At 46.4% G+C, this 12,912-nt stretch carries 15 protein-coding genes and 2 pseudogenes; 16 read left to right on the plus strand and 1 reads right to left on the minus strand.

The features are described from left to right. Together spoVAD and spoVAE are read left to right on the plus strand one after the other, a co-directional pair. Positions 1-1,020, plus strand: coding sequence for a stage V sporulation protein AD (gene spoVAD, locus T458_RS52045; protein ID WP_023559064.1), 1,020 nt, complete (start codon positions 1-3; stop codon positions 1,018-1,020). Continuing rightward, on the plus strand, positions 1,017-1,367 hold the full coding sequence (gene spoVAE / locus T458_RS52050; protein ID WP_005832063.1) for a stage V sporulation protein AE: 351 nt from the start codon (positions 1,017-1,019) through the stop codon (positions 1,365-1,367). Before spoVAD ends, spoVAE begins: the two co-directional genes overlap by 4 nt. 174 nt (positions 1,368-1,541) lie before the next feature. Here spoVAE and T458_RS57370 read toward each other — a convergent pair whose 3' ends face one another. Then, complete coding sequence (locus tag T458_RS57370) at positions 1,542-1,715, minus strand: hypothetical protein (protein ID WP_023559065.1); 174 nt, start codon at positions 1,713-1,715, stop codon at positions 1,542-1,544. Between the two features lie 237 nt (positions 1,716-1,952). Between T458_RS57370 and T458_RS52055 the strand changes: the two genes are divergently transcribed. The 14 genes and pseudogenes from T458_RS52055 to T458_RS52115 form a co-directional block, all read left to right on the plus strand. After that, on the plus strand, positions 1,953-2,156 hold the full coding sequence (locus tag T458_RS52055; protein WP_023559066.1) for a hypothetical protein: 204 nt from the start codon (positions 1,953-1,955) through the stop codon (positions 2,154-2,156). A gap of 12 nt (positions 2,157-2,168) precedes the next feature. Beyond that, positions 2,169-2,399 (plus strand): hypothetical protein, encoded by a 231-nt coding sequence (locus T458_RS57020; RefSeq protein WP_144083905.1) that lies wholly within the window; start codon positions 2,169-2,171, stop codon positions 2,397-2,399. Positions 2,400-2,870: 471 nt separating this feature from the next. Continuing rightward, positions 2,871-3,344, plus strand: coding sequence for a hypothetical protein (locus T458_RS52060; RefSeq protein ID WP_023559067.1), 474 nt, complete (start codon positions 2,871-2,873; stop codon positions 3,342-3,344). Between the two features lie 313 nt (positions 3,345-3,657). Beyond that, a complete protein-coding gene (locus T458_RS57835; RefSeq protein ID WP_290367285.1) occupies positions 3,658-3,981 on the plus strand; it encodes a CBO0543 family protein in 324 nt (107 codons plus the stop codon). Between the two features lie 89 nt (positions 3,982-4,070). After that, on the plus strand, positions 4,071-4,277 hold the full coding sequence (locus T458_RS52070; RefSeq protein ID WP_023556419.1) for a DUF1657 domain-containing protein: 207 nt from the start codon (positions 4,071-4,073) through the stop codon (positions 4,275-4,277). An 86-nt stretch (positions 4,278-4,363) separates the two neighbouring features. After that, on the plus strand, positions 4,364-5,878 hold the full coding sequence (locus T458_RS52075; RefSeq protein WP_023559068.1) for a phospholipase D-like domain-containing protein: 1,515 nt from the start codon (positions 4,364-4,366) through the stop codon (positions 5,876-5,878). 159 nt (positions 5,879-6,037) lie between these two features. Next, on the plus strand, positions 6,038-6,352 hold the full coding sequence (locus T458_RS52080) for a YunC family protein (protein ID WP_023559069.1): 315 nt from the start codon (positions 6,038-6,040) through the stop codon (positions 6,350-6,352). 37 nt (positions 6,353-6,389) lie between these two features. Further along, on the plus strand, positions 6,390-7,316 hold the full coding sequence (gene dpsA / locus T458_RS52085; protein ID WP_023559070.1) for a dipicolinate synthase subunit DpsA: 927 nt from the start codon (positions 6,390-6,392) through the stop codon (positions 7,314-7,316). Between the two features lie 325 nt (positions 7,317-7,641). Continuing rightward, on the plus strand, positions 7,642-9,816 hold the full coding sequence (locus tag T458_RS52090) for a PAS domain-containing protein (RefSeq protein WP_023559071.1): 2,175 nt from the start codon (positions 7,642-7,644) through the stop codon (positions 9,814-9,816). 137 nt (positions 9,817-9,953) lie between these two features. Then, positions 9,954-10,997 (plus strand): ATP-binding protein, encoded by a 1,044-nt coding sequence (locus tag T458_RS52095; protein WP_023559072.1) that lies wholly within the window; start codon positions 9,954-9,956, stop codon positions 10,995-10,997. A 196-nt stretch (positions 10,998-11,193) separates the two neighbouring features. Next, positions 11,194-11,630: pseudogene (locus T458_RS52100) on the plus strand (Hsp20/alpha crystallin family protein). A 105-nt stretch (positions 11,631-11,735) separates the two neighbouring features. Next, positions 11,736-12,083, plus strand: coding sequence for a hypothetical protein (locus tag T458_RS52105; protein ID WP_023559073.1), 348 nt, complete (start codon positions 11,736-11,738; stop codon positions 12,081-12,083). A gap of 134 nt (positions 12,084-12,217) precedes the next feature. Next, positions 12,218-12,532: a hypothetical protein gene (locus T458_RS52110; RefSeq protein ID WP_023559074.1), complete on the plus strand. Its 315-nt coding sequence runs from the start codon at positions 12,218-12,220 to the stop codon at positions 12,530-12,532. Between the two features lie 175 nt (positions 12,533-12,707). Continuing rightward, positions 12,708-12,896 (plus strand): annotated as a pseudogene (locus T458_RS52115) (SpoVA/SpoVAEb family sporulation membrane protein); the annotation flags it as partial. Positions 12,897-12,912: the final 16 nt, after the last annotated feature.

The raw sequence follows: 12,912 nt of genomic DNA on the forward strand, positions 1-12,912 counted from the left end.
ATGTTAAAGGGACACCAGAGTTGGCTATTTGAGAACAAGCCGTTCATCCGATCAACAGCAACGGTAGTGGGTCCATTTGAAGGAAGAGGCCCGCTGGCCAAAGATTTTGACATTGTCCATGGAGAATCCATGATGGGACAAAAGAGCTGGGAGAAAGCAGAAAAGGCATTGATTGAAGAAGCGGCAAAACTGGCTATTGAAAATGCGGGGTTGACAAAGGAACAAGTACAGTTTTACATAGGCGGGGATTTGATGAATCAAATCATTAGCAGCAGTTTTGCCGCGCGAACATTATCGATCCCTTACATCGGTGTGTTTGGCGCTTGTTCAACCTCGATGGAAAGTCTGGCATTAGCAGCTAACCTTGTAAATTCCGGTTCGGCGAAATTTGTGTTGGCGGGGACATGCAGCCATGATTCCAGTGCGGAGAAACAGTTCCGATATCCGACCGAGTACGGTTCGCAAAAACCGCCAACCGCCCAATATACGGTAACCGGGGCCGGTGCTGCCATCGTATCCATGGAAGGTGACGGACCGGTTGTTACATCTGCCACCATTGGCCGGGTTATCGATATGGGCATTAAAGATCCGTTTAATATGGGCGCAGCGATGGCTCCTGCAGCGGTAGACACCATTGAGGCGCATGTTCGAGATTTGGGAATTGAACCGGGTTATTACGATTTGATCGTTACCGGCGATCTTGCGAAAGTCGGATATGAAATCGCCTGTAAATTGTTTAAGAAACATAACTTTCCCATCGAACAAACCGAATATTCCGATTGCGGGATGATGATTTACGATTATGAAACCCAAATGGTTCAAGCCGGAGCAAGCGGCTGCGGTTGTTCGGCAGTTGTTACCTATGGACATTTGCTAAATCGGATGCGAAGAGGTGAGCTGAAACGAATCCTCGTTGTCGCTACGGGGGCGCTGCTATCCCCGATTTCATTTCAACAAGGGGAAAGCATTCCTTGTATCGCTCATGCCGTATCCATAGAGGCAGGAAGGGAGATATTATGATTTTTCTTTGGGCTTTTTTGGTGGGAGGTGCAATCTGTGTTTTCGGACAATTTTGTTTTGATGTCTTGAAACTTACACCGGCCCACACCATGACCCTGCTTGTTGTATTGGGCGCGATTGTCGACGGAATTGGATGGTATGATCCGCTGATTGAATTTGCCGGGGCAGGAGCATCGGTCCCGATTACAAGCTTTGGTAACGCTCTTGTCCATGGTGCGCTTCAAGAACTAAAGAGCAATGGCTGGATTGGGATCATCACCGGAATTTTCGAAGTGACCAGTGCCGGAATATCCGCAGCGATTATTTTTTCGTTTCTCGCTGCATTGTTCGTAAAGCCCAAAGGATAATACGGGGCCCAATCCGAATTTCGTTGGCTAAAATACACTGTAACGGTCGGTCAGGGCGATCCCTAACCGGCCGGTTTTGATTATGAGAAACATTTACTTGTTCCAATCTGTACGGAATGTCCCCATCGATAATCTCAAAGGTTACGTTGACCAAGCTATAAAAGCCATATACTGTCAGACGCTATTTATTTCGGTTCCTATATTCTCCATCACTTCTTTGGTTCGCTCCATTAAACTCGGCTCGGTTGGAACATTTTCACTTGCCTTTCCATCCAAGATTATTGGAGATTTGTTACTTGTCGTTTTGATTCGCTGTCTAAATTGTGATTTAAGTTCGCTTTTTTCCATACTTTCTCCTTTTCATTCGCCATTTTCAGAATATGCAACTGATATTATTCCGATTTTCATATCCTTTATGCATCATAGGAGTCAGGTCCCCGAAAGGCTGTGTTTCCGCCTGCATATAGACAACCAACCCGATAAAATGACCGGAAACCGGGCGGATGCCGTTGTCGCTTCTATGCGCCTGCCATAGACTAATGCTGTAAGTTCAACTTTACCTAACCCAAGGAGGAATGTTTTCAAATGCAGTTTATCAAACAGGCAATGCCCATGTATACGCATGACCAGGCCGCTTATGTCAGGCAAATGTACGATTGGCACATGAAAATGGCTCAGTATCACGAACAATTACGTACCTTTCATCTGGAAAGGGCGAAACAATTTCAAAAGCTCTCCGAAGAAAAAGCGAAAACGTCAGAAATATCCAGCGACACCAGCGCCGCTTAAAGGCGAACCGACATGGAGCGATGTGATGAATTGGCAGCATTCCGAATCAAAATCTGGGACCGCTATGTAACCCTTCGTTCCCAATATGGAGCCCGGATGCCCTTGTCTTTCGACCAGTTCTGGTATGACTTTTTGGCCAGGCACATGCTATCCGACTGTGGCGTAGAGCAAGTATATGAGGACTTCTGCAACAACTGGGAGAATCGGTGTGTGAAAAATGTTTGCGATTCGAGCCATCGGTAGAATGCCTGCGAAATAGGACCAAATGGCCGGCTGTTGCCCAAAATGGGTTGCTCCGGCCTTTGATATTTGTATGCAGGGGACAAGGGTAGATGGGATCAAATCCAAGCGGACTTTCACGATGCGGATAACTGCATAGGATGATTCGTTTCTGGACAACTTAAATGCTGTTTGCATAAATTTGGAAAGGCGGATGCCTGCATGTTACCAACATTCAGTACAAGCATTAAAAACTGGACTACCTCTGCCCCAAGACAACCAAATCGATGTAAAAATTGCATCTGGGGCAACTGGGATGGGTTGAAACAATTTTGTTCGAAACCTGTCTGCATTAAGAAACAACCAGTATAAGAGAAAGTCCATCTTCTTTACTTGATCATGTTCGGTTATCTGTAAAGAATTCATGCCCAGTGACTGGCATTTTTGCCGAGGACGCATATAATGACGTGATCCAACTTTGAGGAGTGATGAATCATGTCCGTTGCGGCTCAAACAAGTACAAAGAGTTTACCTCCCTTTTCCATATGGGGGGTTCATGCATCTGTCGCCGGAAGACCGGTTGTGTGGGGCAAACTCGTGATGCGTGTTTTGCCGGATCAACAAATTCAAGGCACCATCCGATTTCGCGGAACGCCGATTCCGATTGAAGGAAGCTGGAATGAAAGCGCGCAGCAGATCATGTTTCATTCCCCCTACGCCGCCTACTCCGGCCATTTATCCATCTACGACGATGTCCAGATTCAACTTCGGCATCTGGTTCTCACCGGACGCCTCCAGATGCTCCCCCCCTCTTTACAGGCAGGTGAGTATGGAACCTGGGTAGCGACAACAGATATAAGCTTGCCGGAGTATAGCGGCTATGTCCCACCGCAACCGCCTTCAACTTCGTTGCCGCCGGTTGGCGTATTTGTAACGTCGAATATACTGTATGGAAACTCGCGTATATAAAGCAGGCAAAGCAGGCACATATCGGATGAAAAATGATCGGTATCCGGATAACGGAAAGGGGTGGCATCGGTGGACGAAAATCAGATTCATCATGCAATCGAACAAGCCTATCAATTGATTGTTGAAGCACACCGCAACATGACTGACATTTGGCGCACTCACGTACTGTTTACGCAGCAATGGTGGTTTGGAGTAGGTTTATCGATATGCCCCTGGCTATTTTGGATCGGATTTCGGGATAAGAGAGCTACGGGACAGGTTCTCCTATCCGGGCTTACGATGATTATCGTGGCTGGACCAGCTTGGGATTGCCATGGGACTCTTGCATTATCACTGGGAAGTCATACCGTTCATGCCGGCCAATTTTCCATGGAATTTTTCACTTCTTCCCGTCACGGTTATGTTCTTACACCAGTACAAGTCTGGCATACATCCGTTGTTCAAAGCTCTCCTATTTGGGGGATTTTCCGCTTTTGTGGCCGAGCCGGTCTCACAAATGGCCGATTTATACCACCCCGTTCACTGGAAACATACCTATTCTTTTCCTATCTATGTTGGGCTGTACTTGCTGGCTTCAAGCATTGCCAAGAAGGGCATAGATTGCGGTAAGTCTTTTCAGAAAGACTCTAACCCCTGACAATAGCCAATCATCAAATTTTACCATTCATTATTTTTCTGACGGGTTGACATATTACATATGGATGCCATTTCAGGAGGTGATTCAACATGACGGTAGCTTCTCAAGTGAAAACAGCTGTAGCTTCATTAAAAAGCGCACAGGCCAGCTTTGAACAGTTTGCGTTAAATACACAAAACCAGCAGGCCAAAACCACGTTCACAAATGCAGCGCAACAGACACAAAACATCATTGACCAGGTCACTCCACGGATACAACAAATTGAACAGGAAGAACCGCAGTATAAAGGGTTCTAAAAAAGGCCATGCCGATCTTTTCTCGGCATGGCTGCCACCTTTATCTTTATTCCCTCGTAGACGACAGGATTGGGAGGCTGATTTTCTTGGCATGGATAGCAGGATTATGGCTAGTAAATACGGCACTATTGATCATTATTGCGGTTCGGGAGGTGCGCCGCCCCGCCAAAGCGTTGACTTGGATATCAGTCGGACTTGTATTACCGATTATCGGATTCGTTTGTTACCTGTTCGTAACGAATCCTGTGCAAATGCGGCGGGACAAGCTCGTTTCTTCGCACAATAACCCGATAGCGTTGCCTTCAGCATGTGGTGACTCCGCTTTTGTTATCGCTCGGGCTTTGCAACCTTTGTCTGTCAGTGGCCTTCGAACCGGTTACGTCCAAATCCTCACGAACGGGATGGAAACCTACGGAAAACTCCTTCAATCAATTCAGGCCGCACAAAAGACAATCGATCTGGAATATTACATATACCGGAATGACCATATCGGTAAACGTATCACAGATGTGCTGATTGACCGCGCTTTATCCGGTGTGAACATTCGTTTTATAAGGGATGGCTGGGGAAGCCGGTCGTTTCCCAAACATGCGGTTCGCCGGATGATGGAAGCAGGCATTGAATGCAGGACCATCTTTCCCTTGCGATTCCCCTGGGTACTATCCAACTTGACATACCGGGATCATTGCAAGATCGTCATCGTCGACGGAAAGGAAGCCTTCATGGGAGGAATCAACGTTGGGGACGAGTATACCGGAATGAAGCCGGATGTCGATTTTTGGCGCGACACTCATATGCGGTTAACCGGCGAAACAGCGGATGATGTGAAAGCCGTTTTTGAGGCTCACTGGAAAATGGCGTCACCGGACATGCTCCATTTAACGAGAAAGGCAAAATTTCTCCCTGAATCCGCTCAACTTTCTGACGATAAAGCCATTCATCCATTTCCATCCGGCAAAACAGAACGAGGATACGGATGGGAATGGGGATCGGAGCTGGGAACGATGGAAGGCACCCACATGGGAAAAGCTTCCCCATCCAAGGATTCGCATAACGTCTATATACAGATATTCGAAGGCAATCCCGGGCTGCCTACTCCGGTCATTCGGGAAATGCATTTCATCTGCCTGACGCAGGCGACCCGAACCATCGACGTGACCAACCCTTATTTTATACCCGATGCGGATATCATGATGGCCATCAAAACAGCCGCGGCGCGTGGCGTTCGAGTGCGATTACTGGTGCCGCGCCAAGTGATTCCTAAAGTTGCAGGAGCTGCAAGCCGTACGTATTATGGCGAACTCGTGGAAGCAGGGATCGATGTGTTTCAGTACAACAAAGGGGTATTGCACGCGAAAGTCATGATTATCGATGGCGAGATTGCCGAAGTGGGTTCGTCCAACTACGATCTCCGTAGTTACCGTTTAAACTACGAAGTGTGTGCAGTGATGTATCATTCCGATGTGGCCCGGGAGCTTACGGAACAATTCGAACGGGATCTCGCCGAGGCTACTCCATATCGTTTGGAAGATCATATGCATCGTACTTCTTCCGAGCGCATGCTTGATCAAGCGGCGCGTTTGTTGTCTCCTTTGTTATAAATCTCGAAAGTTACATGGAATTGAATCGAAGTCCAGTTTCCACTGGCGAAAGGGGAGAAGGCTTCCAACGAAGACAAGTAATATCGGATTTGGGCTACCGTCTATGGTGCAAATATCACGCCCGGCATATAGTGTAGAAAAAAAGGAGCTGCATCATAGATGATCATGATGAAACCGATTGAAGTGGAAGGTCATCAGGTTATAAGTATCGAGGTCGCCCTGCCCAAAACAACACTTCTTGCCATCACAACCGATCACGGATATATCATGTGCGGCGCGCTGGATATCCGTTTGTTAAATGAGAAATTAAACGATCGCCGCATTGTCGCAGGACGCGCAACCGGGGTGCGAACCATAGAGCAATTGCTGGATGCCCCACTCGATATGGTTACTACAGAGGCGGAATTACGCGGAATTCGCCCTGGAATGAAAGGAGCAGATGCGCTTTTAAAGATGGTAAGCGGGGGCAGGTAATTGTTGAGTCCATTCTTAAGGAAAGTAGGGGGATTTTTTGTTAACGGGTCTGCATATTGTCTTCCTTGGAGGCGATGCCCGGCATCTTGAAATCATTCGGTCATTCACTGACCTGGATGCAAATGTTGCGGTAATCGGTTTTGAAGATTTGCACGAACAACTTCATGAAGTCCATTATTCCAAGCTTACGAAGGAGGTTCTTCGCAAAGCGGACATATTGATATTACCGGTTGTCGGTACAGACGACCATGGCAGAGTAGAATCTTCATTTTCAGCTGAAACGCTATTGCTGAACAAGGAATATATGTCTTCCTTGCCGAAACACGCAAAAGTCTATACTGGCATAGCCAAGTCCTACTTGAAGAACCTTTGCGCGGAACTGGGGATCGATCTGATTGAATTATTCAGCAGGGACGATGTTGCCATCTTCAATTCCATTCCCACTGCGGAAGGCGCCTTAATGATGGCCATTCAACATACGGACATTACCATACATGGTTCGCGTTGTATGGTGCTGGGCTTGGGGAGAATCGGTCTTACGTTAGCCGGTATGCTTCACCGCCTGGGGGCACGCGTCAAAGCGGGTGTGCAGAAACCGGAGGAGTTTGCACGTGCCTGGGAGATGGGGATTGAGCCGTTTAATACGAAAGATTTGTACGATGAAGGCGTAAATGTGGATATTATTTTTAACACAGTTCCGGCGCATATTCTTAGTTCTCGTGTTTTAACCCGTATTCCGCATCACGCTATCATTATTGATTTGGCTTCCAAACCTGGTGGGACTGATTTTCGTTTTGCCGAAAAACGTGGAATCAAGGCCTTGTTGGCACCAAGTTTACCGGGATTGGTCACTCCAAGAACGGCTGGACGTATATTGGCGAGAACGTTATGTCAATTGATCCAGGACGAACGGAGTCAAAATCGAGAGAAAATGGACATACTTTCCTGTCCTTCCGGGATATGAGATCGTGAACACTGAATAACGAATCAATTGAAGGTGTGATTACTTGTGTATACTTGATCATAGAGGCTGGCAACTTTGCCGGCCTCCGTCTTATTTTCGTAAGAATTCGGATGATGAAGTGCGTGGTGAAGCGGCTCTTTCGCAGATCACAAGTCGGTTCCGTTTCCATGGCTAGCGTTCGGGGACTCCAAGTTAAGTTGGTCTCGGAATCTTGTTCCAACTGTTACAAATGACCTATATAATAGAGTACATACATAGGTTCTTAACAGAAGAACGTTACGTATGCAACTATACGCTTATTGCACAGTCGGAGGTTACTTGCACAATGGATATTTCAGATTTGCTTTCGCATCCTGTCGCCCACCACGCATTTCATTATACACTTGTCGGAAAAGCTATGGTTCGGCTCGGCGGGGAAGTGGAAATGGTCAATCGCTCGCTATGCAACATGCTGGGCTATACAGAACAAGAACTGCTGCGAATGAGAATACATGATATCATTTATACGGAAGACGTTCCATTATATAACGGATCCATCAATGACTTGTTAGGCGGTAATTCCGATTATGTCGAAATGGAAAATCGTTATATTTGTCTTGACGGCAGACACAAATGGGGAACGACAACCCTATCGATCATCGAAGTGGAGGAATATCCGGAAAGGATATTCTTGATCCAGATTCAGGAGATCACGTATCGCAAAAGGCTTGTTGAATTGAACGAGGAATACGCGGATAAATTCAGAATGCTTGCTGACAATCATTCCGATCTTGTTTACGACGTCATGTTGGATGGAAGTATCAGCTATGTGAACCGCGCCTGCACGAAATTATTGGGCTATGACTTATACGAATTGGAAAGAACACTTGGAGACATCATTTGGAAAAGTCTGGAGCACGTGACGGAAACGTATACCAATGCCCCGTTTGAAATGGAAACTTCAATTGAAGCGAAAGACGGCCAAATATTAAAATTCAGCGTATTGCATATCCCGAATTTCATTCAGAATGAACTCGTAGGGCTGCATTGCATCGCAAGGGATATTACCCTGCAATCCAGTATGGAAAAGGCCCTGAAGCACAGCGAGAAAAAGTATCGTTTGTTAGCGGACCACACGGGGGAAATGATTGCTACACTGAATATCAATGGCATTATCTACTACATATCGCCGGCGTGCAAACCATTGCTGGGTTATGATGCGACGGAATTGATAGGAAGACCTGTCTGGGAACTGTTCTATCCTCCCGATATAGAAAAATTGGACAACTCGCAAGAGTGGATGAATGAAGACGGTTATGTCAACATTTTGCGATTACGTCGAAGAGACGGCTCCTTTGTTTGGGTGGAGGTCGTAAGCAACACGCTACGGTACGATTCGGGCAATGTTCGTGAAATAGTTAAGGTTTTTCGAGATATCACGAGCCGAAAGACGCTGGAAGACGTCCTGGCTACTCAAGAACGTGTCATGAGTGGTATTGTCGAAATGATGGATGTCGGCGTTGTGATTTGTGATGAAAATGGGATATTGACAAGCATGAATAGAGCCGCAAGACAATTGCACGAATTCGTACAGATACCTCTTTCGCCCGAACACTGGAGTTCTGTATACGGATTGTATCAAACAGATGGAAAAACGCTGTTGAGCAAGGAACGCGTCCCGCTTTATCGGGCGTATCGAGGCGAAAGTTTCCGGGATTTAGAAATGGTGGTTAAAAAGTCGAATGGCGAGCATCGCCTCATTCTCTGTCATGGGAAGCCGATCATTGTTCAAAATAAAATTGTGGGCGGCATTTGTGTCATGCATGATATTACCGAATTTGATGCAGCCAAGCAATCTGCTCATCAGGCAGACAAATTATCCATAGCGGGTCAAATGGCCGCGGGAATTGCGCATGAAATTCGAAACCCGCTTACCGCGCTGAAAGGATTTCTGCAATTGTTAAGCGCCGGCAAAGAAAAAGGAAGTAAGTATTACGATATTATGAAGGAAGAATTAACTCGTATCGAACTTATTCTAAATGAACTACTGGCTTTAGCCAAACCGCAAGAGATGAACATGACACAGCATGATCTTTCTGAACTGATTCAGGATATCGTCGTGCTACTTCAGACGCAGGCCACATTACATAATGTAGAAATTCACTCTCATCCAACCAAGGAACCCGTGCAGATCCGGTGCGATGGAAATAAAATCAAACAGTTATTTATTAATTTGATTAAGAATGCCATTGAAGCGATGCCTGAAGGGGGAACCGTCTGGATCGAACAAGTGCAATGCGATGAATGGGTTAAAGTAAGCATAAGGGATAATGGTGTTGGAATTCCGCAAGAATTGTTGCAAAAGATCGGACAACCTTTTTTTACACAGAAAGAGACAGGGACAGGTCTCGGGCTATCCATTTGTTATCAGATTGCAGAGTATCACAATGCGAATATTGAGGTTGCAAGCGAGGTTGGCGAAGGTACAACTTTTACCGTATCCTTTCCCATCGCTCTGTAACGGCTTATAGGTATAATCTTAGAAATCGGGTTCCACTTCGTGACGAGAAATTAGCTGGCTTGTTTACTGCAGTTTGCACATGATAAGTGGCCGGGAAGGGAGTTAATGGAGGAAGCAAATGGAGGACGTTAATAGAGATGAAGCAAATCGTAGAGTTCCTTATGAATTCCGATCAAATGGATATTGGACTGGCTGTCGTTGATTCAGAAGCCAGAATTTTATGGTTAAATACAACCATGAACACATGGTACTCAGTAACCCCCGAAGAAGAATTCCCTGCACACTCGGCAATACAAGCGATCGTGGGGCAAGTATTGCAGGATAAAAAGAATTACCCGGGAGTACTCGTACAAGAGAAGTTAGATGGCAAAGTGCGATCCATGATCGCCTATGTATACCCTCAGTTAAAAGGGGAATGTTTTGTTCTAATGGCCGATATCCAAGATTTTCAACAGTACGTGCAAATTCAATGTGAGAAAGAAAGAAGGGAAACGATTGGGCATATGGCGGCGGGCACAGCCAATATCATTTTAAATCCTTTAGCGGTAATCAAAGGGACGCTTCAACTTCTGGAAAAAAGTTCGAAGGATCATGTTTCCGTTTTGCAATTTGCGGCATCTCCGCCTCATCAGAAAATGACAGGATACTTTAAGCTGCTCGATGAGCAAATTCAGACGATCGACAAAGCGTTGCAGCGGTTTTTGCTCTTTGGGAAACCTTTTGAATGGAAATTTGCTCCTGTTTCTGTCCTTTCGTTTATGCAAGAATGGGTCCCCGATATACAGGTTCAAGCGTTGGAGAAAACAGTACGTTTCGCTCTGGAATATCCGGAGCGAAACGGTTTTGTGTTTGGACACCCCAAGTTGCTGCGAGCGGCGCTGCAAGAAATCATTGACAACGCATTAGATGCAAGTCCCCCAGGTTCTGTCTTAACGCTCCGAATAAACATTACGGATAATCATATCCACATCATTGTTCGCGATCAAGGAGCAGGAATTCCAAAAGATCTGCAGTCCCGAATCATCCTACCGTTTATTACAAGTAAACCGGACGCTATCGGATTTGGGCTTAGTTTCAGTCATGCTATGATCGCAAAAATGGGGGGCTCTTTGAATTTCGAAAGCTCGGAGGTCGGCACAAATGTTATCGTTCAATTACCGACATTTACGGGAACAACTTAAAATTGTCGGTAACATTGCTGTAAATGCCAATGGCTACACAACAAACCCTCAAAAAATTTTTTCGGGGGCTATTGCCGGGAGTTTCTGACCAAAGGCATATTCCAATTCAACTATGCAGGGTAGCAAAGAATAATATTTTCCGAAGAGTACAAAATAAAGCTGAAAAAAAAGATAATGTGACAATGGAGGAACTTACATGCCGCTCATTCCTTGGGATTCGTTTCGCAATACCGATCTATGGAGAAGGGATTTGGAAAAAATTTTTAACGAAGGTTTTCCTGAAATAGGCGCGCGTCTGGGATTTGCTACCCCTCGTATTGATGTATTTGAGACTGAACATGAAGTGATTGCTTCTTGTGAAATCCCTGGTTTGGATAAAAAAGAAGACCTTCATATCGATGTGGATGAAAACATGCTTACAATTAGTGGGACCATAAAGCAAGCGAATGAAGTGAAGCAGGAACAAATACATCGCAAAGAACGGTTTGTCGGACGGTTCCAACGGTCGTGTCTTTGCCATCACGCGTTCAAACGGAAGGAACGACAGCCACGTACCGCAACGGTGTCCTTGAAGTTCGCATGCCGAAATTAAAAGCCGATACCCAACGGCAAATTGATGTGCAGTTTCATTAAAATGAATTGTGAGATCACAATATAGGCGTTACATGAAAAATGGGCGCTTGCACATAATAAGCTTTGGGGGATGAAGTCCTACCATATTGAAGGAGGTCAAAAATCGTGTATCAACAAAACCTTTCACAGCAAGCAAGCCAATGCGCGCAGATTATTCAACAGTTGATCCAGCAAACCCAGCAATCGAGCAACATGTATCAACAAATGTTGCAACAGGAGCAGCAAAACGCCGCCCAACTGGATCAGCTGGCCCAGAAAGAACGTCAAGCGGTTCAAACCATTCAATCTGTTCTGCAAGGACATCAAACTGCCATACAGCAGATGCAGCAGGCGATGCAAATTTGTTCTCAGCTTCAACAAACAGCGCAACAACAAGCCGGCGTGCAGAATGCGGGCTGGCCAATGGCTCAGAGCTGGCAGAATCAGAATTTGCAGCCACGGCAGTATCAATAGAACAGCAAGTGAAAAAACGATCGCTTTAAAAAGAAGGCGGTCGTTTTTTCACTTGACGATGCGTATACCCCAAAACCATTCAGCCGATTTTCTTTGCAAATAAGTCCCAAATGCCGCGCAAAAGGTTCAGCAACATGCCGAACGAGACTTGTACCCCTGCCTTGCCTAGCGCCTTCAGCCTCCCGAGCCAACCAGCGCGCCTTGGCTTGGGAGGCGACCTGACAAGCAAGCTGCGCAAGATTTGGGAGGGATACAGGCATGGCAACTGCAAAATTTCGCGAGGAGCAGTAATCGTGATCAGCGTATGCAAGGTTTGCGGGGCTGAAGAGCGGGAGGATACGAAGGCGGCAGCGGAAGGCAGTGTATCCGACACCATTCTTCATTTAGTCTGCCTTGCGGATCGGCAGCAGTACATCGGCGGTACAGCTGCGGATCATTTGCTGCCCTAGCCGGGATCTGCTTCCGGTTTTGTTCATGGATGGACTAGAAGCCCTTGAATTGCGGTTCTTCCCTGGGTGCTTTTCAGCGAAGCCAGGCAAGTTTTGACCTGAGTAGCTACAGTCATTGCCCCAATCCCTCCTTTCCTGATTATCTCTCATATAAGATAAGATGTCTTTTTCAGCTGCGGGCGCCGTCGCGACCGTCCCGATCACCAGTTTTGGAAACTCTCTGGTTCATGGTGCGCTTCAGGAGCTGCAGCAGGATGGATGGATCGGCATCATCATCGGGATTTTTGAGTTAACGAGCGCCGGCGTTTCAGCAGCGATCATTTTCTCTTTTCTTGCGTCGCTCGTAGCAAAGCCTCGTGGATAAAGCATGTGCCCGGCTT

The sequence above is a fragment of the Brevibacillus panacihumi W25 genome (genome assembly GCF_000503775.1).
GTDB lineage: Bacteria > Bacillota > Bacilli > Brevibacillales > Brevibacillaceae > Brevibacillus > Brevibacillus panacihumi_A.